At 44.3% G+C, this 26,883-nt stretch carries 28 protein-coding genes; 6 read left to right on the plus strand and 22 right to left on the minus strand.

The annotated features are described in order from the left end of the window. Window positions 1-177: 177 nt before the first annotated feature. Entirely contained in the window at window positions 178-1,371 is a 1,194-nt protein-coding gene (locus P3X63_RS16450) for an MDR family MFS transporter (protein ID WP_277691522.1), read from the minus strand. Window positions 1,372-1,668: 297 nt separating this feature from the next. After that, window positions 1,669-1,956: a hypothetical protein gene (locus tag P3X63_RS16455; protein WP_077736181.1), complete on the minus strand. Its 288-nt coding sequence runs from the start codon at window positions 1,954-1,956 to the stop codon at window positions 1,669-1,671. A 237-nt stretch (window positions 1,957-2,193) separates the two neighbouring features. On the opposite strand from P3X63_RS16455, the gene P3X63_RS16460 reads away from it, so the two are divergent. Then, complete coding sequence (locus P3X63_RS16460) at window positions 2,194-2,874, plus strand: sunset domain-containing protein (RefSeq protein ID WP_277691526.1); 681 nt, start codon at window positions 2,194-2,196, stop codon at window positions 2,872-2,874. A gap of 28 nt (window positions 2,875-2,902) precedes the next feature. Here P3X63_RS16460 and P3X63_RS16465 read toward each other — a convergent pair whose 3' ends face one another. The 18 genes from P3X63_RS16465 to P3X63_RS16550 all read right to left on the minus strand — a co-directional run bounded on the left by P3X63_RS16465 (window position 2,903) and on the right by P3X63_RS16550 (window position 20,792). Further along, a complete protein-coding gene (locus tag P3X63_RS16465) occupies window positions 2,903-4,228 on the minus strand; it encodes an ABC transporter permease (protein ID WP_026588341.1) in 1,326 nt (441 codons plus the stop codon). Beyond that, window positions 4,218-4,916 (minus strand): ABC transporter ATP-binding protein, encoded by a 699-nt coding sequence (locus P3X63_RS16470; RefSeq protein ID WP_277691529.1) that lies wholly within the window; start codon window positions 4,914-4,916, stop codon window positions 4,218-4,220. The genes P3X63_RS16465 and P3X63_RS16470 overlap by 11 nt, the downstream gene beginning before the upstream one ends. Before the next feature lie 12 nt (window positions 4,917-4,928). After that, on the minus strand, window positions 4,929-5,909 hold the full coding sequence (locus P3X63_RS16475) for an ABC transporter permease (RefSeq protein ID WP_026588349.1): 981 nt from the start codon (window positions 5,907-5,909) through the stop codon (window positions 4,929-4,931). Further along, window positions 5,903-6,784, minus strand: coding sequence for an ABC transporter ATP-binding protein (locus P3X63_RS16480; RefSeq protein ID WP_026588350.1), 882 nt, complete (start codon window positions 6,782-6,784; stop codon window positions 5,903-5,905). Before P3X63_RS16480 ends, P3X63_RS16475 begins: the two co-directional genes overlap by 7 nt. Then, entirely contained in the window at window positions 6,777-7,169 is a 393-nt protein-coding gene (locus tag P3X63_RS16485; protein ID WP_026588351.1) for a GntR family transcriptional regulator, read from the minus strand. The genes P3X63_RS16480 and P3X63_RS16485 overlap by 8 nt, the downstream gene beginning before the upstream one ends. A 203-nt stretch (window positions 7,170-7,372) precedes the next feature. Continuing rightward, window positions 7,373-7,576, minus strand: a complete 204-nt coding sequence (locus P3X63_RS16490) for a hypothetical protein (protein ID WP_026588352.1) — start codon at window positions 7,574-7,576, stop codon at window positions 7,373-7,375. A 289-nt stretch (window positions 7,577-7,865) separates the two neighbouring features. Continuing rightward, complete coding sequence (locus P3X63_RS16495) at window positions 7,866-8,291, minus strand: vitamin K epoxide reductase family protein (protein WP_277692936.1); 426 nt, start codon at window positions 8,289-8,291, stop codon at window positions 7,866-7,868. Next, complete coding sequence (locus tag P3X63_RS16500; protein ID WP_026588353.1) at window positions 8,284-8,811, minus strand: TlpA family protein disulfide reductase; 528 nt, start codon at window positions 8,809-8,811, stop codon at window positions 8,284-8,286. The genes P3X63_RS16495 and P3X63_RS16500 overlap by 8 nt, the downstream gene beginning before the upstream one ends. Next, entirely contained in the window at window positions 8,808-10,967 is a 2,160-nt protein-coding gene (locus P3X63_RS16505) for a peptidase domain-containing ABC transporter (protein WP_035428246.1), read from the minus strand. The genes P3X63_RS16500 and P3X63_RS16505 overlap by 4 nt, the downstream gene beginning before the upstream one ends. Then, entirely contained in the window at window positions 10,964-14,176 is a 3,213-nt protein-coding gene (locus P3X63_RS16510; protein ID WP_277691538.1) for a type 2 lanthipeptide synthetase LanM family protein, read from the minus strand. Before P3X63_RS16510 ends, P3X63_RS16505 begins: the two co-directional genes overlap by 4 nt. A gap of 211 nt (window positions 14,177-14,387) precedes the next feature. Continuing rightward, entirely contained in the window at window positions 14,388-14,519 is a 132-nt protein-coding gene (locus tag P3X63_RS16515) for a type A2 lanthipeptide (protein WP_035428248.1), read from the minus strand. Between the two features lie 78 nt (window positions 14,520-14,597). Then, entirely contained in the window at window positions 14,598-14,729 is a 132-nt protein-coding gene (locus P3X63_RS16520; protein ID WP_035428248.1) for a type A2 lanthipeptide, read from the minus strand. 410 nt (window positions 14,730-15,139) lie between these two features. Beyond that, window positions 15,140-17,068: an ABC transporter permease gene (locus P3X63_RS16525; protein ID WP_277691541.1), complete on the minus strand. Its 1,929-nt coding sequence runs from the start codon at window positions 17,066-17,068 to the stop codon at window positions 15,140-15,142. Continuing rightward, window positions 17,040-17,813: an ABC transporter ATP-binding protein gene (locus P3X63_RS16530; protein ID WP_026588357.1), complete on the minus strand. Its 774-nt coding sequence runs from the start codon at window positions 17,811-17,813 to the stop codon at window positions 17,040-17,042. The genes P3X63_RS16525 and P3X63_RS16530 overlap by 29 nt, the downstream gene beginning before the upstream one ends. A gap of 110 nt (window positions 17,814-17,923) precedes the next feature. Continuing rightward, a complete protein-coding gene (locus tag P3X63_RS16535) occupies window positions 17,924-18,664 on the minus strand; it encodes an ABC transporter permease (protein WP_026588358.1) in 741 nt (246 codons plus the stop codon). 19 nt (window positions 18,665-18,683) lie between these two features. Continuing rightward, window positions 18,684-19,415 carry an ABC transporter permease gene (locus P3X63_RS16540; protein ID WP_026588359.1) on the minus strand — a complete coding sequence of 244 codons (732 nt, stop codon included), beginning with the start codon at window positions 19,413-19,415 and terminating at the stop codon, window positions 18,684-18,686. Continuing rightward, window positions 19,416-20,333 carry an ABC transporter ATP-binding protein gene (locus tag P3X63_RS16545; RefSeq protein ID WP_035428250.1) on the minus strand — a complete coding sequence of 306 codons (918 nt, stop codon included), beginning with the start codon at window positions 20,331-20,333 and terminating at the stop codon, window positions 19,416-19,418. 180 nt (window positions 20,334-20,513) lie between these two features. Then, window positions 20,514-20,792, minus strand: coding sequence for a YtzC family protein (locus tag P3X63_RS16550; protein WP_026588361.1), 279 nt, complete (start codon window positions 20,790-20,792; stop codon window positions 20,514-20,516). Window positions 20,793-20,943: 151 nt separating this feature from the next. On the opposite strand from P3X63_RS16550, the gene mnmL reads away from it, so the two are divergent. After that, entirely contained in the window at window positions 20,944-21,912 is a 969-nt protein-coding gene (gene mnmL / locus P3X63_RS16555) for a tRNA modification radical SAM protein MnmL/YtqA (RefSeq protein ID WP_077736174.1), read from the plus strand. Then, window positions 21,909-22,493 carry a tRNA 5-(aminomethyl)-2-thiouridylate-methyltransferase MnmM gene (gene mnmM, locus P3X63_RS16560; protein ID WP_026588363.1) on the plus strand — a complete coding sequence of 195 codons (585 nt, stop codon included), beginning with the start codon at window positions 21,909-21,911 and terminating at the stop codon, window positions 22,491-22,493. The genes mnmL and mnmM overlap by 4 nt, the downstream gene beginning before the upstream one ends. Before the next feature lie 34 nt (window positions 22,494-22,527). Here mnmM and P3X63_RS16565 read toward each other — a convergent pair whose 3' ends face one another. Both P3X63_RS16565 and P3X63_RS16570 read right to left on the minus strand, forming a co-directional pair. Further along, entirely contained in the window at window positions 22,528-23,607 is a 1,080-nt protein-coding gene (locus P3X63_RS16565) for a tetraprenyl-beta-curcumene synthase family protein (protein ID WP_077736173.1), read from the minus strand. A gap of 14 nt (window positions 23,608-23,621) precedes the next feature. Beyond that, the gene (locus P3X63_RS16570) at window positions 23,622-24,401 is read right to left on the minus strand and encodes an alpha/beta hydrolase (protein WP_026588365.1); all 780 of its coding nucleotides are present in this window, start codon (window positions 24,399-24,401) and stop codon (window positions 23,622-23,624) included. Between the two features lie 53 nt (window positions 24,402-24,454). Here P3X63_RS16570 and P3X63_RS16575 point away from each other — a divergent pair, with 53 nt between their 5' ends. The 3 genes from P3X63_RS16575 to P3X63_RS16585 all read left to right on the plus strand — a co-directional run bounded on the left by P3X63_RS16575 (window position 24,455) and on the right by P3X63_RS16585 (window position 26,847). Then, window positions 24,455-24,973, plus strand: coding sequence for a gamma carbonic anhydrase (locus P3X63_RS16575; protein ID WP_026588366.1), 519 nt, complete (start codon window positions 24,455-24,457; stop codon window positions 24,971-24,973). 166 nt (window positions 24,974-25,139) lie between these two features. Continuing rightward, complete coding sequence (locus tag P3X63_RS16580; RefSeq protein ID WP_051290397.1) at window positions 25,140-25,670, plus strand: phosphatase PAP2 family protein; 531 nt, start codon at window positions 25,140-25,142, stop codon at window positions 25,668-25,670. Between the two features lie 40 nt (window positions 25,671-25,710). Continuing rightward, window positions 25,711-26,847, plus strand: a complete 1,137-nt coding sequence (locus tag P3X63_RS16585; protein ID WP_026588368.1) for a glycosyltransferase family 4 protein — start codon at window positions 25,711-25,713, stop codon at window positions 26,845-26,847. Window positions 26,848-26,883 lie beyond the last annotated feature (36 nt).

Genomic DNA, 26,883 nt, shown 5'->3' on the forward strand with positions numbered 1-26,883 from the left:
TCAGGCCATCGAGCAGCCCCCCTAGACCCCTGTGCGATGATATTCGATACTACCAAACAGAAAATGTGTTCTGTCTTTGAAGAAAAAAAGCTTGTTTCTTCCATTATATGTGAAGATTTGGTTGATAATCTTGATTCCTTTGATTCATTTTCGAGTAATTACAATTACCTATTTTTTCTATGCATTGTCATTACTGTGGTGATGGGTTGGCAGCTGCTTTTCTTTCCTTCCGTATAAACATGCCGTTCCGATGCCGATCGCTAATATGGCGATCATCACCGCCAACAAAGCCTGCATGCTGAAAACATCAACCAGCACGCCGCCAAAAAGAGGCCCGATCATCCTTCCTCCTGTGGCCGTGCTGTTGACAAACCCTTGGTAAAACCCTTCTTTTCCCTGCGGGGCGAGGCGGTTGGCTATCGTCGGAACCGCCGGCCACACAAGCATTTCACCTATCGTCAGCACGATCATGGCAGCAAGGAACGCCGGAAAATGTTCCGCCGCAAACAAAATGCCGTAAGCAAACATAAAAACGACAAAGCCGATCACAATCTGTTTCAACAGCGATTCGGCTACCCGTTTCACAAAGAGGCCGATCAGCGGCTGTCCAAGGACGATCAGCGCTCCGTTTACCGTCCATAACAGGCTGTACTGGCCAAGGGATATACCAAGCTCCTGTGTGTGTGAAGCGATGGTTGAGGACCACTGGGAATAGGCGATCCAAGCCAGAAGATATCCCGTACATACGATCATCAGGGCGGCAAACCGCGGCTTCACATTGACCGTATCGGCATGATCGAGAACAGATGACTGAACCGTCTTTTCCGTCCGGATATGTTTCAATCCAAAAAACGCAATCAGGAAAAACAATGCATAGAGAAGCGCATTCGCAAAAAATACATAAGTGAAAGAAAAAGAGGCGACAAGCCCTCCGAGGGCCGAACCTACGGCAACCCCCGCGTTTTGTGCCACATACACTGCGTTAAACGCTTTTCTTCCGCCTTCCGGCCAAACCGAACCGGCCATTGCATAACATGCCGGAAAAACAATGCCCGAACCAAAGCCGGCCGCTGTCAACAGAAGAATGTAAGCGGTCCAGCCGTGAAAAAAGACAAGCCCTGACAGGCAGGCAAACGTCATCACAATTCCTAAAAGAACCGTTTTAAAACCGCCGATTTTATCAAAAAGAAGTCCGCCGCACAAGTTGCCGATGACATTCGCACCGGAGTTGAGCATCAACACGAATCCGGCTGCTGTTAAAGATTTGCCCAGGTGCTGGTGAATATAAATCGTATTCAGCGGCCACAAAAAAGAAGCTCCCGTTACATTGATAAACATCCCGATGACCAAAAGCCATAATGTTCGCGGCATTGTTTTTCCTTCTTTCTAAATTTAGTTCCTCCTAGATTCTATTCGTTCTCCTTGTTTTTTTCAATTGAAGAGAATTCTGTTTTCCTCATTTAAAAAACCCCTTTGAAAAGGGGCTTTTAATATTCAGCAAAAGGATCATTTCTGTTTTTCCGCTACAAACCGCTGATGAGCGCTTTTTTCAGGTCCAGGAGCATGATGTAATTGCATCTTCTCAGGCCCGCCGCCCTCTTTGTTCCATGCGTCAACAAACTGTTTTGCCTCGGGACGTTTACCGCATCCTGCTAACGGATGATCCGGCTATTTCGCTTCAGCCGCTCCGCCGGGCTTTTTGCCTGTTTCTTTCGATTGAAGTTCTGCCAAAATCCCATTTTGAAACAAATCGATATAACGATTTTCTGCACTTAGTGACTCCGAAAAAACAGCCGCCGTTGCTTTTTTACGGGGTTGAAAATGAAAATACTGTTCGATCTCGTCCCCGCTGATAATCTTTCGGCTGCCGCTGTCCGTCCCGTTTGCCCATGAGACGAAGAGCGTCATGATGACCGCCAATCCCAGCGCACCCGTCATCATGATCAATTTGATCACTTTGATCCCCTCCCAATCAAAAAAACTCTTCCGCACTCTGCAAGAGTTTTTTCCGCTTTCCTTTAAACATCCTACATCTTGGCTGCTCCGATCCCTCATTGTTCATCAGGTCTCAGCTTTCCTTTTTTCTATCGGCTATTTTGCCATTCATTTTATGCAGGTTACAGAAATATCTAGTTAAACATTTTTTTCATAATAAGTTAAAATATGATTATCAAAACAGAAAGGAGAGGAAAAATGGAATCTTTAATGGGGATTGGATTTTTATCTATTATGTTTTCCATCGGGTATTTGCTATTTGTCTTTATTCGAAAGTTCTTTTCCAAAGAAGACAAAAGGCTTTCAAGAAAAATCTTCTATCCTTGTTTTATCGGCGGGCTTCTTCTGATGTTCATCACTGCGCCATTTACAGATCAGCAAACATATTCCGCCGCAAAAAAATCTGAAGATTTGACGGCGGAAGTGAAAGAATTAACCTCTGAAAAGTCAAATTTACAAAAAGAACAAAAGACATTAAAACAGCAGATCAAACAAGCACAAGAAAAGCTAACAGCCACTCAAACAGAGAATAAAGCGCTGAAAAAAGAAAACGAAAAACTCGCCAAAGAAAAAGACAAGCTGACAAAAGAAAAAAAATCACTGACTGAAAAACTCGCAAAAGCTGAAATCAAAAGCGGGGAGGAAAAACCGGAGCTAAAAGAAAAGAGCACTTCCGCCGCCGCCCCTCCGTCAAACAACAACGACAGTTCTTCGCAAAATACCGCACAAAGCAATCAAGAGTGCAAAATCAAGGGAAGCGTCAACCACATTTACCATACACCGGGAAGTACATACTACAACCGCACGAAAAACGTCGTCCAATGGTTCTGTTCAGAAAAAGAAGCCCAGGCGGCTGGATACAGGCCGCCTAAACGTTAAAAAAGCCGGCATTGCGCCGGCTTTCATTCTATAATTCTCTTCTTAATGCCGTCAGCACATTCGTTCTTGTCGCTTTGACGGCCGGATTGAGGCCGGAAAGGATCGCGACGCCTGCGCTGATGGCGGTGGCGATGATGACAAGGCTCAACGGAATATAAGAAAATGTAATGTTGAACTCTTCCCCTCCGCCTTGAGTCATGGATGTCAGAAGCGGCGGAATCATTTTGTTCACTAAAAAGCTGACGCCGTAAGAAATGACCACACCGAAAACCGATCCGATGATGCCGATATAGGCGCTTTCCATCAAAAACATTTTGCGTATCACATTCGGGCTCGCGCCGATCGCCTTCATAATGCCGATTTCCTGTGTGCGCTCTGTGACCGCCATCGTCATCGTGTTGAAAATGCCGATCGCGGAAATCAGTACGGCAATGACGCCGACGAAAATCAGGCCGATTTTAAAAGCCATGAAAAACACATTGATACTGTCAAGCTTTTTCGTCACTGAATCAACGTAGAACCCTTTGTCTTCCAAATCGCTTGTCAGCTGTCCAACATGTTCAAAGCTGTCGGCAAAGACTGACAGTGTTTTTTGAATGACACCGTCGGCTTTGTCCGTTTTCAAAAAGTCGCTGAATTGTTTTGCCATTTCATCGCTGATATACACATTCGTATCGCTTGCCCAATCATATGAAGGCTTCTTCGTCACTCCGACAACTTTAAAATCGTACGTTTTTTCTTTGCCTTCTTCCCCTGTTTTCTCATCGATTTGCGAGACCTTTAATTCAATCGTTTTGCCGAGTATATCTTGTTGATAGCCTTTTGGCTCTTTTATATCTTCCGCATTGCTGCTCATCTGCTTTTCATATTCTTCGGCTTCTTTTTTCGTCCAGAATGTCTCTCCAAAATGATAGCCGACAACAATTTCATTCGGGGATTTCGCAACCCGTCCGCGGTCCAGGTCAATATTGGCCTTTTGCTCCGCTGCCATATCGGTTATCGTAACATACGGAATTTGCTGATTGGTCCTGTCGCCTAATTTGGCTTCAACAGGTACATTCACTTGTGCACGCTCAATGATGGCCGCCACATCATCGCGGTCTGCAAACTCATTTAAATCTTTCTTTTGTACGGGCTTGTCACTCTGCCCCTCTTGACCGACAATATCGATTTTCGTCACAACCTGCTCCTTCATCAGCTGCTCGGTCAGCGATTTTTGCAGGCCAAATCCGACGGAGGAAAGTACGATTAAAAACGCGCAGGCCACAGTCGTCGCAAGGATCGTCATAAACACGCGGAGACGGTTTTTCTTCATATTTCTTCTGATGAATGTCAGCTGATCCTTAAACTTCAACAGGCTCCACTCCCTTCTCCAGCACACCATCTGCTAAATGAAATTTCGTATCGGCGATCGATGCCACTTCGTCATCATGGGTGATGATCACAAAGGTAATGCCCCGCTCCCGATTCAGCTGCTTGATAAATCCAAGGATTTCCTCTTCTGTTTCCGTGTCCAGGCTTCCCGTCGGCTCATCCGCCAAAATGATGGACGGATTTAAGATCAGCGCGCGGGCGATGCTGACGCGCTGCTGCTGCCCTCCTGAAAGCTCGTTCGGATAATGGCCGGCATGATTTTCAAGGCCGACGCGGTGCAGCATTTCGGTCACCCTTTGTTTGCGCTCCGCCGGGCGGACGCCTTTTAACGTAAGGGGCAGCTCAATGTTGTCAAATGTCGTCAGACTCGGAATGAGCTGAAAGCTTTGAAAGATAAAGCCGAAATGTGCGAGGCGGAACTCCGCCCACTCTTTTTCATTGAAGCCCGTTACATCCGTCCCGCCGATCGCGATCTTTCCCTTTGTCGGCGCAATATAGCCGGAGATTAAGTTTAAAAGCGTCGATTTTCCCGAACCGCTTCGCCCGACGATGCAGGCGATTTCTCCTTTTTGGACCGTGAGCGAGACATCCTTCAATACCTTAATTTCGCTTTCTCTGCCTTTTTTTCCGATTTTGAATGAGTGGTGAATGTGCTGAATGTCAATCATTTTCCCTCTCCTTTATAACAATTTTGTCTTTTTATAAATGGCAAAATAGCTGATTAAAAAGCCGATGACAGCGCCCAGGATCATGCCGAGCAGATATCCGATAATGGAATCGCCGGCGGAATAGCCCATATATCCAAAGGCGAGAACACCTAGAATAATAACCAAGATTTGAATCGGCCGATCAAGCTTCTTCCATAAGAAAAAGCTCCCGTTTCGTTCGCATGGATGTTTAATAAAGCTGACATACCCGATAAGATAAAATAGAACTCCCATTGCAGCCGGAATCAGTAAAATATATTTCGAATCCATGACCCACGAAGGATTTACGTATATAATCGGGATTAAATACTGAAAAATCGGAGAATCCACAATTGGATATCTTCCCCAAAAATGATCACTTCCTATGATGATGCCGAGATTGATAGCAGGGAGCACCACAAGTAAAACGGGCAAAATCGTTACGGAAAAAGATGTTAACAACTGGGCAAATATATTTCCCGTTAATGCTCCTGCCGCCATCACCAGAGCATACGCCATAAAGCTGATGATCATCGAGCCGACCATAAAGTGATCGAAAAATTCGACGCTTCCGGGATTTAATAGCATGATCAAAAGCTTTGACAACATGTAGCCCAGCAGCTGGGCGCCTACGATAATAGAGCTTCCCATCCAAAATTTCGTGTTAAACACCTGGCCTCGTGAATACGGCAGGCTTAACGTAAAATCCAGCAGCCCTTTGCTTCGCTCAAGCCCCACTTGGACTATCGCCAACAGCACAGCCGGCGCCCAGAAAAATTGAAGTGAACCGCCGGTTTGATAATCTAGATAAAATCGGCAATCTTTAGGATAAAAATGATCACTCAAACATCCCTGATAAGTAAAATATTCGCTTATGATTGAAATAGGAGTGCTTAAAAAGAAAAGCAAGAAAATCACAAGCAATACGGCTTGATGCTGTTTCCATTCCTTATAAAACAGCCCTCGGTCTACCATCTTCGCTTCCCTCCAAACTTCGCGATGAATACTTCCTCAAGGCTGACTGGAAGCTCGTTCCACACCTTAGGAGACAAACTTTTAAGAAACTGCTTTTTTACGTCATCTTCTTTCGGGATGAGAACTGTATAAAACACGCCCGCATGATCTAAAACAGGAATTTCCCTCTCTCTGATTTTCAAATCGACATCTTCTTCTTCAAAAGCCATCTGAATTTTGATAAAGTCGCCTTTCAGATCGTCAAGATCCATGACATTTGACAATGTATTGTCTTCGAGAAATCCGATTCGGCTGCACATCCGCTCGATATCTTCAAGCCTGTGTGATGTGATCAGGATAGCCGTATTATTCTCAGCGACTTCATCGACCATCAGCTGAAGAACGTCGTGTCTTGTCACCGCATCAATTCCGTCTGTCGGTTCATCAAGCAAAATGACGGCCGGGCGGATGGCAAACGAAAGAATGAGTGACAGCTGTTTTTTCATACCCGTTGACAGCTCCCGGTATTTTTTTGAGTCGGATATGCCGTAACGGTTCATTAATTCATTGGCATATGTAACATCAAAATCGGGATAAACATTGCGTAAAATCGCAACGAGCTGCTTGTAGTTATACTTCTCAAAATAAGGGTTCTGGACCGGCATATAAACGATATTGCGCTTCACCAACGGGTGGTCTTTAATTTTGATGCCGTCAAATAAGATCTCCCCCTGATCAGGAAGCAGGATTTGCTGAATGAGCCGAAGGAGCGTCGTTTTCCCGGACCCGTTTCTGCCGAGCAGTCCGAAAATCTCCCCTTCTTCAAGCTTAAAAGAAATATCCTTGAGCACTTGTTTTCCATCTATCGTTTTAGAAACATTCTTTACCTCAATCATTCGTCTGGCCTCCTTTCACTTCTTCGCTGATTTCCGCCATCCATTCCTGCAGCTTTTTGATATCAACTCCTGCATAATGGGCATCGATGATCAGCTGCTTTAACTGCTCTTTCATCATCGTAATCTTCCCTTCATCAAGCGTGATTTTCGCATTTTCTGAAATGTATGTCCCTCTTCCCCGCAAAGTTTCGATAATTCCTTCGCGTTCAAGCTCTTTGTAGGCTTTGCTAACCGTGTTTGGATTTGCAATGATAATGGTTGCAAGCTCTCGGACAGAAGGAAGCTTATCTCCTGGTTTCATAATCCCTTTTAAACAAAGCTCTTTCATCTGCTGAATGATCTGTTCATAGATCGGTGTCGAGCTTCTCGGATCGATTTGAATCATCTATCTCCCTTCTTTCTGTCCAATTTCAATTTTCTTCATCGTACACCAGCTCCATCCTTATTAAGAACTTACATCAGGAGTCCAAATTTCTTTATAAGCCGCTCGAAGGCAGCTGATCTTTTGTTTACAGCACATGATGCTGCCGGAATTGAAGACGCTATGTATCCCTGATCTCCCGGGTCCGCCGCTCCGTTCTTACGAGATCACTCTATTTTCGGCTTGATTTGTGTGTGGATATACTCGATGGAATCGCTCGTCAGGAATTCTTGCTCCATCTTTTTCTGGACGGCAAAACTGAACACCGTAAACATAAGCAGGAATGAGCAGGCAATAGCTACCGAGACAATCAAACTCATATATTTTCCATCACTGATCAAACGTTTCATCATCAATTTTATTTTATTCATTTTGAAACTCTCCTTTTAGATGAAGAGACTGTATTGGTGTATTATAAAACATAATACACTTAATACATTAATGACATGTTTGCAGATTGTCAACATGTTTTCTTAAATTCGCGTTTAAAAATTAGGTTAAAAATACTATCCAATACGGAATTCGCAATGTTCAGCAAGTATTTCTATATAATAACGACAATAAAGGATGGTTTTACCATCAGGAAAGTTGAGGGTAAAAAAAGACAGCGCCCCCCTCAAGGGACACTGTCCGTCAGAATATCATCATGCTGCAAACGGTTTACACATGGAAAAAGCTCCGTTTGCCATCTTTTTTCTTAGCCCAAAACACGATTGCATTTCCTGTAAGAATTAAAATGAAAGAAATCACACACCAAAAACAAATGGCGTTTATAACAAAAATTTCAAGATACGTTAAATAGATAGAGAATAGCAGACCGAATAGCAGCATCGCTTTCATCAACAAAGAAAAAAGTTTTCTTCCGCTAAACATAGAGACCGCGAATAGGCACATGTAATAAAAAAATCCAAGGACTGACATTGGGATTCCGCCGATTTGGGCATATTTGCTGTTATTGACTGCTGCACAATCCCCCAGCGGACAAAAAGTACTGCTTGATAAATGCGTGAGGTAGAGATAGAGAGAAACAAGCACCCCTAAAATTGCAATGATCTGCAGCAACAACAAACGTATGTGATTAAGCATTTTCACCGGCCTTCCTTAGCATGCCATTTAGCTGGTCTTCATCCAAACCATTCAATCTCTCTTCAATGGTACCTTGTTCATTGACCAAATAAAACACAGGGAAAATTTTAAAATTCAGTTGTTTACGGATTTGAGCATTCGCCGACATAATAGGAAATTGAAATTGATGCTCCTTTTTGACTTCGGCATATTTGCCTTTATCCCCTTGGCCGATCAGTATCAGCTTTGTATCCGGATACTCGGTCTTTAATTTTTCTAAAAGAGGATATGTCTGCTGGCAAACTTCACAATCGATCCGGCCGATCATCACCACAAATTTCTTCCCCTTATACTCTGTTAAGGAAACCGGTTTGCCATCTACTTCTTCTCCTTTTACCAACGGAAGTTCGGCTCCTTCCTTTAATCCGCCCATATCGACAAATGTCTCAATCGCAGCCTTGGGATTGGTCACCACCCAAATACCCAGGACAGCAATCCCCAACATCACGATCAACATACCCCACTTTAAATATTTTTTCATGAGATAACCTCCGCAGTTTTCTTGATTTGGCTTTTCTGCAAGTTAGCATAATGCCCATTGAGTTCCATCAATTCAAAATGCGTACCTTGTTCAACAATTTGCCCCTTTTCAACAACAAGAATTAAGTCTGCGCGAACAACCGTGCTTAAACGATGGGCGATGACGATTCGCGTACAATCCAATTCATCAAGGTTATCATGAATTTTTTGCTCCGTTTTCGTATCCAAAGAGCTGCTCGCTTCATCCAGCAGCAATATCCTTGGATTGTGCGCCAATGCTCTTGCTAAAGCAAGACGCTGACGCTGCCCTCCTGAAATATTCGTGCCTTCCTCTGATAGCAGTGTTTCGTACTTCATTGGAAGATTCATGATGTCTTCATGAATTTCCGCCATCTGAGCCGCACGTATCACTTCTTTTTCCGACAAGTTTTGATTATGGAAGGCAATGTTTTGAAAAACAGACCGATTGAATAGATGGATTTGCTGCGTAACCACCCCGATTTGCTGTCGCAGCTGAGATTTGTGGAGCCCGCTGATGTCCTGGCCGTCAAATAAAATCTTTCCTTGTGTCGGCTGGTAAAGTCCCAATAACAAAGATGCCAACGTGCTTTTACCCGATCCGGTTGAACCGACGATGGCCACAAATTGACCGGGCTGAATCTTGACCGAAACATTATGAATCACCTGGGGACTGTATTGATGATACCGAAATCCCACATTTTGAAGCTCTATATCGCCTTTTATTTGCGGAGGACTGATCGCCTGCTCTTCATTTTGTTCCGGTGTGGCATCAAGAATGTCCATGATGCGCCTGAAATAAGTTCCCATGAAAATCATCTGATTTGCAGTTGTGACAATATTGGTAAGCGGCATTAAGAAGCTTACTGACAATGTATAGAATGCAAACATTGAACCGAGCGTCATTTTCTGGGCGATGACTTCCTGAGTTGCAACCCACAGGACAAGAAGTGGTGCTGCGTAGCGCAGCGTTTGCAGCATGCTGTCTACGTAAGCCGTAAAGAAGCCTCTTTTGCGGGCTGCTTTCATCTGCTCTTGAAACAGACCGGACCAATGGCCGTATACACCGGGCTCTACACCTTCAGCCTTCACGACCAATATCCCTCTCAATATTTCCGCCAAATAGCTCGAAGCGCGCGTTTGGCGCAGTATCTCTTCTTGGGCATACATCTTCGTATAACGCTGGCTGATCATGAGCAAACCAACCTGTAAAATTCCGATTGCCAGAACGTACATCGTTAAATGTGCCGATTTGCTAAACATATAGAAAAGAAATAGGAACACAAGGCCGCCATCAAGAAACATTGTGACTGTGCGGGTCGATAAAATTTCCCGGACAATCATGTTGCTGTTTGCCCGCAAAATTAAATCGCCGCTGGACCGCATTTGAAAAAAATGAAACGGAAGCTGCAGCAAACGGTTAAAGAACCGGCTCATTAAATTCCAATCAAGCCGTGTTTGCAGCCATACAAGGGTTCTTGACCTGAACAATGTAAAGATAAACTGAATAACGACCAGCAAGATGATGGCAATCCCTAGTACGTTCATATAATTTGCTTCTTCGCCTGGGGTAATCACCTGATCAACCACAAACTGTACGAACATCGGAGTTGCAATGGCCAATACTTGCACCCATAGGGAGCAGGCAATAATAAAGCTTACAAGCCAAGGCTCTTGCCATAAAAAGCGAAGGTATTCGCGCCATATTCCCTTTACTTTGCGGCGTTTCAAATGTTCGGAAGGCTTCATCGTTAAGCACATTCCGGTCAAATGGTTTTCCATATCTTTCATTGGAAGGATTCGACGCCCGACAGCAGGGTCTAAAATGTGAGCTTTTTTGCCCTTTACTTTCTCCAGTACGACAAAATGATTGCCCTCCCAATGCAAAACAGCAGGAGTTTCAAGCTTATCAAGATGCTCGGGCTGCACGCGCTTTCCTTCTGCTTTTAATCCCAATGTTTCAGCCATTTTTTTTATCGTCAATAAATTGATCCCGTCCCGGCCTCCGCCTAACATATCCCTTAATTCCGTCAATGTGTATTGACATTTGTAGGAGGATAATACCATGGCAAGACAGCATAGCCCGCATTCTGACTGCTCCATCTGTTCTATGAAAGGTATACGCAAACGTTTCATCATTCCCTCCTCAATGGAGTTCCGAGTACGACGACAGGCGGCACCTTCTCAGGAGCTGCAAGACGCAATAAGCCGTATCCGATCCCTGACAGCCCCAGCATTAAGCTCGGGGTTTCCTCATTTTGAGGTATTCCGCAGCACCATCCCTTATCCATCGCTTCTTCTACGATTGCACTTCCGATTTGCATGGCATTTTTCTTCAGCTTTTCATCTTTTAAAACATCTGAAGCCAATAACAAAACTTCCAAATTGCCGAAGTCACCGTGACATTGGCAATGACTTCCGCCAAACCCTTCACGGAGCGTCGTCTGGATTGCCGTTTCAAGTTCTTCCTTCATTTTATCGTCCCGCCAGTGCTGCATTGTCATAAGCCGTCCCAGCGCTATTCCAGCCGCGCCATGGCACCATTGAACCGGATTTGTAATGCCTAGACTCTTTCGTTCTTCCCGGTAGCGAAGATCCGCCCAATTTCCCTCTTCAGGTATAAACATTGTTCGCTCATAGGAAATGGCCTGTTTGCTGCATTCAAGAAAACGCGTATCTTTTGTGGCGGTGTACAGTTCCGCCAATGCCCAAGCGATCCCTGCAGTGCCGTGAGACAAGCCGATCAGCGCCCTGCTTTTGTCAACTGGCGATGTCCAACCGCACCCTGCCTTTTGCTCAGCTGCATTTGCAAGCAGGTGTTCGCCGCATTGAACGGCAACCTGCAGAAGCTTGTCTGACTTTGTCAAATGGTAAAGACGCAATGCCACTAGGAGTGTTCCCGCCGATCCGCCGATCAGATCAAACATTTGATCTTTTTCGATCCACTTTTCACACTCTCCGATGGCATCCGCCGCTTTCCGGATATATTTCTCTTCCTTCCATAATGCCCACAGATGGCTGTACACATAGGCAATGGAAGCATACCCGTGAAAAGCGGAGAGAGAACCGAGACCATTATACCGGTGAAGAAAGTCTTCGGCTGATTTTACCGCGGCTTCAGCTACTTCTGCATAACGCCGATCCTCGGAAATTTCCGCCAAATACGCATAAAACAACGCGACGCCAAGCACGCCGTCATATAAGGTGGCATCCAAAGGCGTAAACAGCCACCGGTCATTAAGGGAAGCGCCGATACCGATCCAGCTGACATCTTCTTTTTTGTCGCCCCAATAAGCTGCTTCCAATAACCGATCACCGATCATCATGGCCTGCTTGACAAATTCCTCAGGCGGATGCTGATGTCCAATTTTCACGTTAGAAAAATCGTTTCGGTATTGCTTAAGGTCCCAGCGCTTCAGCATCGTGGCCATCGAGGTGCGGATATACCTAATCTGTTTGGAACAGTCCTCTCTGCTGAACATCTTGATCCTAGTCAATACTCGCTCTAATACCGTAATATGATAAAAGTTCTGAATCTCCTTGCCGTCGCTGTCCCAAGCAGACAAAGAATTAATTTTCGAATAGAAGTAAGGGATGTCCCCCTGCAGCAAATCCCGTGTTTCTGAAGGTATAAGTTCCAAAAATTTATCATTTGTGTCCACTATCCGCCATAAGTAGTCAAATAGCCGAACTCTGTCAAGTCCGTTTCGAAGATAATCAGGATGTAAACCGGCTTCCAGCATAGTAGAATAGGACTGTGTATGCCGAAAAATCGAACGGACTGTATCATGTTGAAAAGCCTTGACAGGCCCCTCTGAAGAAAGCAGTTCTTCCCGATGCCGCATAAATATTAAGTAAACTCGTTCAAATCCGGCAGCGATATCATCGATATAATCCTCCGGCGAAATCTCGTTCCCATTATGGCTCGGCCGATTTTTCGCCCCTTTTGAAAATCCGCTTCCTTTTACAAGCCGCATTTTGTCTGTTCTGATATTTTCGTACTTATATTTTCCCCTCGGCAGTCTTTGTCCGCCATGTCCGCCGATTCCGCTCAGTTCAATGGAACGGAATGATCCCGACTTAAATAAGGAGGCAGGCAAGATGCCGGTTCTTAATACGGACTGTGACAGTTCTTCGGAAGTTCTCTGCAAGGCGGTAAATTCGTCCTCATCCGTCGGCTGGATGTTTTGGAATAAGGATTCCAAGTCGATAAATTGCGGAAATTCTCCTGAAGCGATCATGTTTTCCATGTGCATGTCAGTCGCATACAGCATATGTAGTACCGCTATACAGCCCCCCAGCCGCTGATAAAAATGGCTTACTTGCTCAAGAGTTTCGCACTCTCTTGCTTCAGCAAATTCCTGCCAGCCGTAGCTAGTGCAGTCCATTGTATGTAAAGGTTGAAAAGATGGAGTAGCGCCTTTTTCATTCAGCCAGAATAGCAGCTGATTGAAATGAAGATCGACGCCAAGTGAACGAGGCTTATACACCAGGCGGCTGCCTGAGGCAAACTCAAAAATCATCACGCTCCGCCCATTCCGATGCAAATCACCGCTCCCTGTATTAAGGTGTGTTAGATGAGAGAAGTCTCCTGAAAAAGAATGCTGAATAGAATCATAATCAGCAAATAAACGTTCAATTCCTTCACAAATGGCATTCTTTCTCCTCATTGCCGTTTCAACCATGATGCGGGCCAGCAGAGGATATTTAGATAATAATTGAGAAATGCTTTCCTTTTTTTCAGCGTATTCAGCAATAAAATATTCAAAACGCTTTTCCGGGGTGTCTCCTTTCAGACGTCCTTCCATCCGGGCAAGATTCAATTCATAGACAAGGACGCGTTCTGCCAGAGCCAATAAGTTTTTGCATACAGCGCTGAGGATGCTCCGCCTGATGACGGATTCTTCCGCACATTCCCGTCCGTATTTTATCTTCCAAATCCGGTATGTATCGGCTATGCCGGTGTTCAGCCAATCCAGAAATGGCCTAACAAAACTGATGAACATATGACTTTTCAACTCGTCATCTTCCAGGTCCACCTTGCAATTGATCGGCAAATGCTCGTTAAAAAATATGTCATCCAGCTCATCCATCCACTCGGCCTTTTGGCGGGCGGCCGGAGAATGTTTGGCGGCCAGCAGCAATTGGAAAGAACGCTTATCAAGTCCGTCATTTTGCAGACGATGTTCCATCAAACGCAAAGGTAAACCAGTCTGTTTGCACCATTTTTCCAGTTCTATTTCTTCATCGATCTTAGTATCTGCGTCATTCTCAATTGCCCTTTCATGCAAATAAAGACCCCGATTCCATGCTGCTGTCTGATCTACTGTAGACAAGCGATTTGACATTTGCCTTACCTCCCTGTCTTTTACATCATCCGTAATGACAATAGAAGACAAGGGTGAACGAATTCTCCCTTGCCCTCTATAAAAGGTTTCCATTGTTGAAAATAAAATATATATAGCGTTTGGAAAACCTTCAATTTAATCCATGCTCAACGATGCTGCCTGTTGAATACTTTGCAGCTGCTGGCATAGATATAGAATGTATAATATTTTATTAGCAGCAGACAAACACGCTGTTAGGACAATCGTCAGTGATTGTGCATGCCCAGCCGCAGCCTGCAGCTCCTGCTGCTTCTTTCAATTCTTCATCAGATAGAGTAACAACCGTATTCTTCAATTCTTCCATTTTATTCACCTCTTTTTAATTTTAGAGCATTTCTCTCAAAAAATTGGTAAAGAAGAACTTGTTTACACGAGTTTGTACTTAGCAGCAAACAAACACGCTGTTAGGGCAATCGTCAGTGATTGTGCATGCCCAGCCGCAGCCTGCAGCTCCTGCTGCTTCCTTCAATTCTTCATCAGACAAAGTGACGACTGTGTTCTTCAATTCTTCCATCTTTTCACCTCCTTTCAATTGGGATTATTACCTGTATTTCCTATTATATGAAAAGAGAGGATGATGTCAAAGGGATTTTTCAAAATAATTCAAGACTTTCAACACCCTTTTAATTTAGTAATTTTCTAGTATAATTAAACCCATTTATTAGGGGTTATTTCGGTATATTTGAATCTATTTCGCATACTCATATGAAAGAAAACGGTTTATTCAATATTCCGAAAAGAGCACAACCTTTTTCATAAAAAGTTTTTTATTATATTTATATAAAGTGGAATTTAAAAAATTTTTTAAAACCCGACTAAACTTATATAAAAACAACAAGATGGAATATTTACACTTTTTGACGCTTTTTTAACCTGAATGTAAAATAAAAAAAGATAGACTCCCATCAGAAGTCCATCTTTTTTTTATTTCGATACGCCGCCATCATGATAAATGGCGTTTTTCAATTGTTTCAAATACTGAAAGCGAATAAACAAGAAATACATGCATTGAATGAGAAGAAATGCACCAAGCACGAATGCTGATTCTTTGATGAGTGAAACACCTGCCGCTTCAAAAACATGCTCCAGTGCAGTAAGTGCAACGGCTCCATGAGTCAGCGCCACGCCAATCGGAACAAAAAACAGCAACATAAGCTGCGTTGTTATGATGTTTGACATCTCTTGTTCGGTTAAACCTAATTTTTCGATTGCCTGCAGCTGAGCCCGGTCATTTTCAAAATCAGTATATATTCTAAAGTATAAAAAGCTTCCCGCAGCAGCAAAAAACACGGCCCCAATGAATAGACCAGCAAACAAAACATGCCCCATTTGCTGTTTTATTTCGTTAAAGTACAGCGCTTTTGCCTGAAAATGATAAGCGTCATCCTTTAAGGAACTTTCCAGTTTATGCTGAATCTCCTTTGAAACCTTTTCAGTCTGCTTCCAGTCCGCGATATCATATGCATAAACTTTTCTTTCATTCTCGCCATTTCCCAGCTGCGCGTATAGATCATCAGATACAATCAGGGCCCCGTTATAGCCGGTGAATTTCAAAAGAGGCGCTGGAACGGCTTGAGATTGAATGACATGAATCTTTTTTTGACTTTCTTCAAGCGTCCATTCACTTTTTTTAGCCGCGCTCATCCCTTTGTTGAAAAGAAAAACGGCTTGGCTTCCGGCAAGATCGATGGATTGTTTATGGCTTTCGATCACTTTATTATAGTCGGAAGCCTTTAATATGGTCAGCTTATTTGAAGTGCTAACATCGGTTTCGTTTTTTATACTCATGATCGTTTTTTCATAATGTATCTTTTCTTTGTTCAGTAAACGTTCGATCATTTGAATATCGTTTTGCTGATGAGAGCCGCCCGCTGGTGATTCATATTGAATGGCAGCCTCGGGTTTATCTTCTTCCATTTGCAGCAATAATGACCTTAATCCAACAAGTGTTCCGATTGCGGTGCACGCTACCGTTGAAACGATCGTTACAATAAAGAACATCCGGGCATTATCCCTCAACCGGTAAGCCAGATCAGAGAGCGTGATCAAATTTGTTTTTTTCCAATAAAATTGTTTTTTCTTCTTTGATAATTTGATGAGGAACACACTGAGTTGTGAAAACAATAAATAAGTGGCAATAATCACAGCTATCGTTACAGGAATCATTGCAGCTAGAACCATGATTCCCCTTACAAGCAATGCAGCCGTATATCCGCCGATCAGCAGCACAACGGCCAAAACAGTCAAAAATGGGGAAACTGCCGGGTCGGGCTTTGGCTTGGCGGTTCCTTTCAACAATGAAATAATGGAACTGTTTTTTAAAATCGCGGCTGTGAAAAAAGAAATAAACAAAAATAGAGCCATGAACGAAAAAAATGTAACCCCTATGGCCTTGAGAGGCCAATAAAACCCGAGGGAATAATCAATGTCCAGCAGCTTGGAACCGAGAGCTAAAATTCCCTGCGAGAGAACAAGTCCGGCCGCAATCCCGGAAATGGTCGAAGCAAATCCAATCAGCAGGTTTTCCAAAAACACAAGAAACTTTAATTGCATATTCGTCATGCCAAACATGCTCATAATTCCAAATTCTTTTTTGCGTGTTTTTAATAAAATGCCCATTGAATACAATATAAAAAAAAATGTAAATACATAGATGATAAACTGGGCAAAATACATTCCTGTCTGTGCTCCCGAACCCAGCGTTCCGCTTTTTTCCAAGTTGAGATTTGGATGAAAGGCGAGCATCGAATAAACGAAAAAGAGCATGACAGAGAAAGCGCTGCTTAGAAAATAGCCGGCATAAAGGCGTTTATTGCGCAACACATTATTGAACACCAGTTGGCGAAAGCTCATCTTTATTTCCTCCTATAGCCGATAAAACCGTCAAAATTCGATTAAAAAACGCTTGTTGATCCTCTTCTTTATAAATTTCGTTATACAGCGTACCGTCTTTAATAAAAATGATGCGGTCGCAATAACTGGCCGCCAATGGATCATGCGTCACCATCATCATGGTCACGCGGTCCTCCCTGTTGATCTTTTTTAAAATTTCCAGCACGTCTTTTGCCGATTTAGAGTCTAAATTCCCCGTGGGCTCATCTGCTAAAATTAATTTCGGTTGATGGATAATGGCACGGGCGATCGCTGTTCTTTGCGATTGTCCGCCCGATATTTCGTACGTGCGTTTGTTTAAAATATGCCCAATCCCGAGTTTTTTCGCGATCGCGACTGCACGTTCTTCCATTTCTTTCACATCCGTTCCCTCAAGCGTGAGGGGCAGCACAATGTTCTCGATGACAGTCAACGTTTTCAAAAGATTAAAGTCTTGAAATACAAATCCCAATTCTCTCCGGCGGAATAGCGCCAATTTCTTTTTGCTGAGGTTGCGGACGTTTTCTCCATTGATCAAAACATCACCGGAATCAGGCGTATCAATAGTCGAAATCACATTTAAAAATGTCGTTTTTCCGCTTCCGGAAGGACCCATGATTCCGACAAATTCACCTTCCTTAACCGTCAGGCCAATATTGGACAATGCCTGATAAGGAACCTTACCATTGTATACTTTTGAAAGATTTTTCACCTTTAAAATATCCACTATTAACACAATCCTTCTAATCAAATTTTAATCGTTAAACCGAACGCGCGGCTGCCGATTCTTTTATGAAAGGATCGCTCTGGAAGGATCTGAACGATCCTTCTCCAGAGCTACTGAACATCACGTCGTCTAAACATGGCAAACCCGATCACAAATATAATAAGAAATGAGATAAGCGAAATGCTTAAAAAGTAAGAGTACCCGGGAAGCTCATTTCCTCCAGTTCCGGGATTGAGTGTCAAAGAAGGAAGCGACCACAGATAATACTTTCCATAAGAGCTGTTTGAAATGACCATACCTGCAATCGATGCTGCCAGACCAACACCGACCGGAACTCCAAGACTGTGAAATCGAATGCTGAGCAGCATTTGCACAGCCAAAATCGGCAAACACGTTATCCAGCACAACAAAACACTGATTGCCAGCGAATGATAAGGGATCGTCCCGATATCAACAATTTTTCCGGCAACAACCATTCCTGCGAAAAAAAACAGCATCGATATACCGACCAATAAAATATGGACAATTGTTTTGGCAACATAAATATGAACGTATTTAATCGGAAGAACAAACAAGTGTTTCCAATTGTTTTCGGAATGTTCAATTCGTGCGAGCCAAACAGCCATTACAGCAATTGATAAAGGAAGCAGCAGCATCGCGTAAAAGACGACGACCTGTCCGAGCAGTTTATCCCAAGGGACTGCATCCCCCTGCAAAAAGACTTCTTTATAGCGTACAAAGTTGAAAGCACCGAAGATAACCATGATCAAAGGTGCAATGATCATCAGCAGCCATACGTATGAACGTTTAAGTTTTAACAGCTCCATCTGCATAACATGCGTAAACTTCATAATTATCATGTACCCCTTTCTATACATCCCTGCGGACAAACTCGCGGCATCCCGCCCATAAGCAAATGATGCCGACAATCAGGGACTGACAGATATACCACATCACATTTGTTCCTTCATTCAAGGTGATCGGCAGTGTCAAATACGGATAAACCCATGGAAGCCAATGTGTAAATGTAGACTGGACGAAAAAGATAGCTGCTACTGTGGCACAAATGGCTACACCAAGAGGAATTCCGGAATTTTTAAATCTGATGCTGAGCCAAAATTGGACTGCAAGGACTGCAAATGTTCCCAAAAGCGCAGCACCGATCGTTTTGACCAGATCATCAACCGGCACAGCGCCGGATAAATTCAACAGCATGGCGCTCGCAATCATTCCGATTCCTAAGATCACCGAGCTGATGATAATAAAAAAGAGAACAAGCGCCACTTTGACAAAATATAAATATCCCCGTTTAAACGGAAGAGAAAACATATACTTCCAGCTGTTGTTTGTGTTTTCGATTGAAACGACCATTCCGGACAGAATAGCGACAAGAATAGGCAAAATCAATAATGCCCACATCGATAAATGCTGTGCAATAAAAATCGTCCAAGGATCAGCCCCCGGTTTGACGACGCTATCGTAGCGCACAAAAAAGTTGGCGAGTTGGAGCAATACAATCAGCAAAGGAGCCAGGATGACCGGAAAAGCAATTCGGCTTTGTTTCAGCTTCATCAATTCTGCTCTCATTATGGTCCAAAACACTTACAGCGCCCCCTTTCCTCCGGTTAATTCAAGGAAGATCTCCTCCAGCGTCCGCACTTTCACAAACAGATGGGAAACTTTCAAGCCATTTTGAACCAGCAGGCTGTTAAGATCAGCCGGATCGTCTTCAAAATCCGGAATGCATAACACATCATGTCTTAAGTCAGCTTTTATTTGTTGTTCGCTGAGAAGTTCTTTCGCCTTTTTCGGATCATTTACTTTAATTTCTAAAACGGGCTTATTCTCATCTTGAAGTTTGGCTAATTTTCCGTGAAACTTTAATTTCCCCGTCTGAATAATGCCGACATGGGTCGCGACCATTTCAATTTCCGCCAGGTTATGACTGGAGATAATGACGGTAATGCCAAAATCCTCCGGCATCCTTTTGATCAGCTGACGAATCTCATGAATCCCGCTCGGATCAAGACCGTTCGTCGGTTCATCAAGGATCAGCAATTCTGGAGAACCGAGCAAAGCCAAGCCGATTCCCAAGCGCTGCTTCATTCCGAGTGAATACTGCTTCACCTGCTTATTGGCCGCTTCCTTAAGGCGGACAATGTCCAGCACTTCCTGAATGCGTTGATCTGATACGCCTAAAATTTTGCTGGACAGCTTCAGATTTTCGTACCCTGTCAAATTTCCATAGTAGGAAGGGGATTCCACCAGGGCCCCGACCTTGCTTAAAATAGCTAACCTATCCTTTGCAAAGGATTTTCCAAAGAGGCGGACCTCTCCTTCCGTCGGCTTCATTAAACCGAGCAGCATCCTGATCGTCGTCGTTTTGCCCGCGCCGTTCGGGCCCAGAAATCCAAATATTTGGCCTCTTTCAATTTCCAAATTAAGGTGATCGACTGAAACCTGCTCACCAAACTGTTTTGTCAATCCTTTTGTCTTAACCAATACTTCGTTGGAGTTCACGATTGATTTCCCCCTTTTTCTTTATTTCATCAATGATTTGAATAAATGCTGTCAATCTAAATAAATTCTTGTGATTCCCCCTTGGCAGTGAACTAAGTGTATTCATATAAGTAGTACACTTAATACAATAATGACACACAAAAGATTTGTCAACAATTTTTCCCAAAAAAAAGACCCCAATTAATGGGGCCTTTCGAATGACCTTTGCAGGATCATATTGTTTTGAAGGGTTTGCAGCTGAAGTCTTTTGCGGTAAATCTCTTCCCTTTGCTGTTCATTGGAAAACAATGAAAGCTTATTTAAATCATTTACGGCATCTTCAAGCTTCTGCTGCGCTTCGCTGTATTCTATCTCATTGTAATGTTCCTGCCTGCTTGCAGTTTCAAATTGAGATAACGCATATTCATAAGCGTCTTCGCTTCTTTGGATGTGTTCTCCGACGGATTGTCTTGTTGCCAAAGAAAACCCCTCCTTAATGGAAAAATCCATCGTGATTAGTTTGACCACTTCAGCCTTTATTCAATAAAGAAAATGATGGGGATTTGTTCAATTCGTATTTATTTGCTACAATTTTAGGATGTGCCATTTATTCTAAGGAGGTTCTTTAGATTTGCATCAGAACAACCCTTTTCCATACACGAACAGTGAAAAACGATACCATACATGGAATTATCATTTAAGGAAGCATTTCGGACATAAAGTCTTTAAGATAGCCCTTGACGGCGGGTTCGACTGTCCGAACAGGGACGGCACGGTCGCACATGGCGGATGCACATTTTGCAGTGCTGCAGGCAGCGGCGACTTTGCGGGAAACCGGGCTGATGACCTCATCACCCAATTTCATCAAATACGGGACAGAACGCACAAAAAATGGAAAGACGGCAAATATATGGCCTATTTTCAGGCGTTTACGAACACGCATGCCCCAGTCGACGTTCTTCGTGAAAAATACGAAACCGTGCTTGGCCTCGACGGTGTAGTCGGCCTTTCGATCGCCACACGGCCGGATTGCCTGCCGGATGATGTCGTCGAATATCTTGCAGAGCTGAATGAACGGACATACCTTTGGGTGGAGCTCGGGCTGCAAACCGTTCATGAACGGACGGCAGACTTGATCAACCGCGCCCATGATTTCCAATGCTATGTCGATGGCGTCAACAAACTGAGAAAACACGGAATACGCGTCTGCTCACATATTATTAACGGCCTTCCGCAGGAAGACTACGCTATGATGATGGAAACGGCTCAAGCGGTGGCAAACCTTGATGTACAAGGCATTAAAATTCATCTGCTGCACCTTTTAAAAGGAACGCCGATGGTGAAGCAATATGAAAAAGGCAAATTGACGTTTCTTTCCCAAGATGAATACGTCCAGCTTGTTTGCGACCAGCTGGAAATTCTGCCTCCGGAGATGATCATCCACAGAATCACAGGCGACGGACCGATTGAATTAATGGTCGGACCGATGTGGAGCGTCAACAAGTGGGAGGTATTGAACGCCATCAACGGTGAACTCGAAAAGCGCGGAAGCTACCAGGGAAAACGGTTTAACAAAACGAAAGAGGAAGCGATGTCATGACGCTGAAGAACATTTTGCCATACTCAAAAGAGCTGCTGAAATCAGCAGCCGGAGAAGGAGATATCGTCATTGACGCGACGATGGGAAACGGTCATGATACTTATTTTCTGGCTGAACTTGTCGGCGAAAGCGGACATGTTTATGCTTTTGACATCCAGGAATCCGCGTTGGAGAAGACCGCTGAAAGGCTTGGTCAAACATACGGGAAAAGGGTCACATTGTTTCAAAAAAGCCATGATGAGTTGATCTCCGCACTCCCGTCCGAGGCTTTTGGCCGGGTGGCGGCTGCCGTCTTTAACCTCGGCTATCTGCCGGGCGGAGACAAATCGGTCACAACGAAAAGCGAATCAACCATCTCAAGCATCAGACAGCTTTTAGAGGTTTTACAAGAAGGCGGGCTGATCGTTTTGGTCGTGTATCACGGCCATCCGGAAGGAAAGCGGGAAAAAAGCGATCTCCTTGATTTTTGCGCCTCCATTGACCAGGATGCGGCCCGCGTCCTCTGTTATCAATATTTAAATCAGCGAAATGATCCGCCGTTTATTATCGCGATTGAAAAAAAAGCTCAAATCAACCAATGATTTGGGCTTTCTGTTTGTTTTTATATTGCCGCATCTAGGAGCTTTTAATCCAGGGCATTTTTTGAATTTTACGATAGGCCCTGCCATTGATATAGAAGAAAAAGGATGTTTTGCCGCTCGCTTTGATCAGCCTTTTCGCCAGCCGACCGATCTCCTTTTGCCCCGCGACTTTGTCATCTGACAAATAAACACCTAAAAGACCTCTGTTGATCAAGCGGTGGAAGTTTTCATGCGGAATACCGCGCAGATGCTCATCGGCCATTTGGATGAAATGTTCAAGCCTCTCCATCATCTCTGAATGTGACGGATAATATGTGCAAAAGTTCAAATCCCCGCCGATTAAATCCTCCTCTTGATCAATTAAATAATCGAGAAGGATGTGCAGCCCTTGTATGTATGGAAAATAACTGTCGCGTATTTTTCCCGCCATCGCTTTTGTAAAATCGGAATGGACCGAATAAGAGACTAGGCAAAAGATGCCGAGCGTTGAGCCTGCACATGCCGAAAACTCGTACCACTCCATTTCAGGCAAAGCGGATTTATAATTGTTAAACCATGCTTCAAGCCGCGGAACGCGTTCATGCTCAACCACGTGCTTATGGACTTGCAGATCACAGTAATAGCTGCAAAGTTCGAGGAGATGATCTTTGATGACATCATAATTTTCAATCTCAATCAGCACATCCTGGCACGTTTTGACCAGATCGTGCAGATAGCCGCCGTCATCCTGGTCTTCTCGAAACCGATAATAGTTCTTCAGTTCGGCTCCGACCGTCAATGCGTCTTTCATCGACTGATGGAGCATTGTAAAGTCATCCGGATCAAGAGAGGTGCTGCGGTCGCATAAATTGTCCAGATAGTCGCTTATCGTTTGATAGGCGGTAATAAACCGAATGGACTTGCTGATTTGTCTGCCTGAAAGAAGCGCCATAATGCCGCCCCCTTCACAGTGAAAGGTTTTGTCTCTGATGCTGGCCAACGCCTGCAATTTCAGCTCTGGATTTTGAATATGTTCAGCTTTGGCCCGCCATTTGTCCAATTCCTGATGGACGAGCGGAAAAACCTCTCTGTAAACTTTCGCCATTAATCCAAATGGATGTTCCGGTACTGACAAAGAATGCACCTCCATTATGTGATATGTTGTTCAGCAAACGCTTTGGCCGCTTTAAAAACGTCCTCCCGTTCAGGCTCATTAAAGATTTCATGATACAAGCCCTCCCACTCCCTGTATGTCTTGTTGCGGGAAGCGAGCTGGTCAAACCATTTGAGCACCATTTTTTTGTCGACGAGCCAGTCAGTCCCCCCCTGCATGACAAGCAAAGGGATATTGAGAAAGGCGTCGGTCGGCTCCATCGCGCTTTGAATCGCTTTTAATATCTCCTGATACCATCTGACGGAAACTTTTGTGATATATAATGAATCATTGATATCCACTTCGATGACTTCTTTATTTCTCGTTGCTTTATCAGGCGTTATCCCGGATTCAAATCTGAGGGAAGGAGCCACAACATTAAGCCCTTTTGATATCACATCGAGAAATTTGTTCGGCTTCAATTGCAGCCCGAGACAAGGGGATGATAAAATGAGACCGGCAACATCGCTTTGGCGCTGTTTAAACCACTCGATCGCAATCAGACCGCCCATACTGTGCCCGAGAAGGAGTACCGGCACCTGAAAGGCTTTCGCCCGATCTATCCACTTGTCTACTTCATCAATATATTCTTGAAATGTGCGTATATGTCCTCTATCCCTCGTCGATGTTCCCTGGCCGGGGAGATCGCCCATGACGACATTGTATCCGGATGAACGCCACATCTCGGATAACCATTTATACCGGCCAGAATGCTCACAAGCACCGTGAACAATGACAATCGAGGCAACAGGTCTTTCCGCTTCCATGCACCACATGCTGGCCACCTCACGCTAGTTTTTAAAAACACTTGAAAGAAAGGATGAAACTGATGATCTACCCTTATCAAAACACCGAACCCGCTATTCATGAAACGGCCTTTATCGCCGACAATGCGTGCATCACCGGTGACGTCACCATCGGAGAGCAATCAAGCGTCTGGTTCTCCGCTGTTATCCGCGGCGATGTCGCACCGGTCCGGATTGGAAAAGGCGTAAATATTCAAGACCTTTCGTGCCTGCATCAAAGTCCAAACCGCCCCCTTTTGATCGAGGATGGTGTGACAGTCGGCCATCAGGTCACATTGCACAGCGCCGTTATACGAAAGCATGCCCTTATCGGAATGGGTTCGATTATTCTGGACGAAGCCGAGATCGGGGAAGGCGCCTTTATCGGCGCGGGCAGCCTTGTCCCGCCGGGAAAGAAGATTCCGCCGTTTCACCTTGCATTTGGCAGACCCGCAAAAGTCATTCGCCCGTTAACCGAAAGCGATCAGCAGGATATGGAAAGAATTCGCAACGAGTATGTTGAAAAAGGACAATACTACAAATCCCTGCAACAGAAAGATTAGCTTTGCTACAACTTTACCATTTTTTTAGGGATAAATTAAGCAAAAACCCTTCCGGCCGCGATCTGCGGCTTTTTTTTTCGCCACGGCAATCTTTACAATTTCTTATTATGTGCTAAACATTTGTTTTTTACAATAAATGAGAAGCAACCATTCATCTAAGGGGGTTATGACGCTGAATAAACTGATGCTTGGCATGTACAACTTTGAATGCCGGATTTTTCTCGGCATGAACAGCTTGTTCGAACAAAAAGCATTAAATCGCTTTTTTCGTTCCTCAACCCATTTAGGAGGAGCTTTATGCACCATTCTCGCTTCCCTGTCGCTCATCGTTTTCGGATCAGGAAGCATACGTCAAGCCGGAACCGCGAGCGCACTTGCGCTGTTAATCAGCCATCTGCAGGTCGTGCTCATCAAAAAGCTCTACCCGCGAAAACGTCCGTATATGACGCTGAAACAAGCACAGGTTTTGAAAGATCCGCTGAAGGATCATTCCTTTCCATCCGGACACACGACAGCCATATTTTCTGTTATAACACCGATAATCGTATTCTTTCCGATACTTGCACTTTTATTAATTCCTCTTGCCATCAGTGTCGGTCTTTCGAGAATTTATCTGGGCTTGCACTACCCGTCAGATGTGCTCGCCGGCATGCTGCTTGGCGTCTCTGTCGGCATTCTGTCATCCTTTCTCATGTAACCCGTCTTTTGTTTAAGAAATCATCATCAGGAGGGAAACAATGAAAATTGCGATTTTTACAGACACGTTTACACCGGATGTGAACGGCTGTGCCAAAACGTTAAAAAGGTATACGGACTACCTTAACAGCAAAGGAATCCCGTTTAAAGTATTTGCGCCGGAAAGCACGCATGAGACACCTTTCTCAAGCGATATCCGGCGGTTTACAAGCCTTCCGTTCTTCTTATACCCCGAATGCAGAATGGCCCTTCCAAATCTCGTCCAAATCAAAGCTGAACTTCGCACGTTCAATCCTGACCTCATTCATATCGCTACACCGTTCAACATCGGCCTTGCGGGGCTGAAGCTCGCAAAAAAATGGAACATCCCCGCTGTCGCATCATATCACACCGATTTTGACCAGTACCTTTCTTATTATGATCTGCAAATGTTTTCCAATCTCTTGTGGAAGTATATGCGCTGGTTTCATAAATCTTTTCATAAAATCTTCGTTCCCTCCAATGAAACGCTGATGCAGCTAAAAGCGAAACGGTTCAGAAACCTTTCAATTTGGAGACGGGGTGTGGACTGCTCGCGGTTTCATCCGTCTTTCAAATCCGAACAGGTCCGCGAGCGCTATGGCATAAAAGAAACATACATCCTGAGCTATGTCGGCAGGCTTGCCCCTGAAAAGGACTTGGAAACGCTGCTTAAGATCGCAAGACACCCTTCATTGAGAAAAGATGTTCACTGGCTGATCGCAGGCGACGGCCCATTAAAGAAGGAGCTTGAAAAACAGGCACCGGCCAACATGACGTTTGCCGGCTATGTGGAAGGAGAAGAGCTCTCCCGCATTTACGCCAGCTCAGACCTGTTTGTGTTTCCTTCCCCGACGGAAACCTTCGGAAATTCCGCTCTTGAAGCGCTCGCCTGCGGTACACCTGTCATCGGCGCAGACTCCGGCGGCCTGAAAGATTTTATTCAAAACGGAAAAAACGGATTTCTTGCAGAGCCAAAATGTCCGGAAGCCTTCACAGAAGCCATTATGCATGTCCTCGGGAACCCTTCTTTGAAAAAACGAATGGAACAGGAAGCAAGAAACTACGCTCTTGCCCAATCGTGGGAGGCTATTTTTGAGAGCCTCCTTGCGGAATGTGAAAGCGTGCTTGCCAAATCCATTGGAGACAGAACAGCATAATAAAAAAAAGGTTTTCGACGAATCGAAAACCTTTTT

This window comes from Bacillus sp. HSf4 (assembly GCF_029537375.1).
Lineage (GTDB): Bacteria > Bacillota > Bacilli > Bacillales > Bacillaceae > Bacillus > Bacillus sonorensis_A.

What these genes read in the sequence shown, in the direction of transcription:
- P3X63_RS16450 (WP_277691522.1), bottom strand. Translation starts at nt 1,371, where the DNA reads ATGCCGCGAACATTATGGCTTTTGGTCATCGGGATGTTTATCAATGTA.
- P3X63_RS16460 (WP_277691526.1), top strand. Translation starts at nt 2,194, where the DNA reads ATGGAATCTTTAATGGGGATTGGATTTTTATCTATTATGTTTTCCATC.
- P3X63_RS16470 (WP_277691529.1), bottom strand. Translation starts at nt 4,916, where the DNA reads ATGATTGACATTCAGCACATTCACCACTCATTCAAAATCGGAAAAAAA.
- P3X63_RS16475 (WP_026588349.1), bottom strand. Translation starts at nt 5,909, where the DNA reads ATGGTAGACCGAGGGCTGTTTTATAAGGAATGGAAACAGCATCAAGCC.
- P3X63_RS16480 (WP_026588350.1), bottom strand. Translation starts at nt 6,784, where the DNA reads ATGATTGAGGTAAAGAATGTTTCTAAAACGATAGATGGAAAACAAGTG.
- P3X63_RS16485 (WP_026588351.1), bottom strand. Translation starts at nt 7,169, where the DNA reads ATGATTCAAATCGATCCGAGAAGCTCGACACCGATCTATGAACAGATC.
- P3X63_RS16490 (WP_026588352.1), bottom strand. Translation starts at nt 7,576, where the DNA reads ATGAATAAAATAAAATTGATGATGAAACGTTTGATCAGTGATGGAAAA.
- P3X63_RS16495 (WP_277692936.1), bottom strand. Translation starts at nt 8,291, where the DNA reads ATGCTTAATCACATACGTTTGTTGTTGCTGCAGATCATTGCAATTTTA.
- P3X63_RS16500 (WP_026588353.1), bottom strand. Translation starts at nt 8,811, where the DNA reads ATGAAAAAATATTTAAAGTGGGGTATGTTGATCGTGATGTTGGGGATT.
- P3X63_RS16505 (WP_035428246.1), bottom strand. Translation starts at nt 10,967, where the DNA reads ATGATGAAACGTTTGCGTATACCTTTCATAGAACAGATGGAGCAGTCA.
- P3X63_RS16510 (WP_277691538.1), bottom strand. Translation starts at nt 14,176, where the DNA reads ATGTCAAATCGCTTGTCTACAGTAGATCAGACAGCAGCATGGAATCGG.
- P3X63_RS16515 (WP_035428248.1), bottom strand. Translation starts at nt 14,519, where the DNA reads ATGGAAGAATTGAAGAATACGGTTGTTACTCTATCTGATGAAGAATTG.
- P3X63_RS16520 (WP_035428248.1), bottom strand. Translation starts at nt 14,729, where the DNA reads ATGGAAGAATTGAAGAACACAGTCGTCACTTTGTCTGATGAAGAATTG.
- P3X63_RS16525 (WP_277691541.1), bottom strand. Translation starts at nt 17,068, where the DNA reads ATGAGCTTTCGCCAACTGGTGTTCAATAATGTGTTGCGCAATAAACGC.
- P3X63_RS16535 (WP_026588358.1), bottom strand. Translation starts at nt 18,664, where the DNA reads ATGAAGTTTACGCATGTTATGCAGATGGAGCTGTTAAAACTTAAACGT.
- mnmM (WP_026588363.1), top strand. Translation starts at nt 21,909, where the DNA reads ATGACGCTGAAGAACATTTTGCCATACTCAAAAGAGCTGCTGAAATCA.
- P3X63_RS16570 (WP_026588365.1), bottom strand. Translation starts at nt 24,401, where the DNA reads ATGTGGTGCATGGAAGCGGAAAGACCTGTTGCCTCGATTGTCATTGTT.
- P3X63_RS16575 (WP_026588366.1), top strand. Translation starts at nt 24,455, where the DNA reads ATGATCTACCCTTATCAAAACACCGAACCCGCTATTCATGAAACGGCC.
- P3X63_RS16580 (WP_051290397.1), top strand. Translation starts at nt 25,140, where the DNA reads ATGACGCTGAATAAACTGATGCTTGGCATGTACAACTTTGAATGCCGG.
- P3X63_RS16585 (WP_026588368.1), top strand. Translation starts at nt 25,711, where the DNA reads ATGAAAATTGCGATTTTTACAGACACGTTTACACCGGATGTGAACGGC.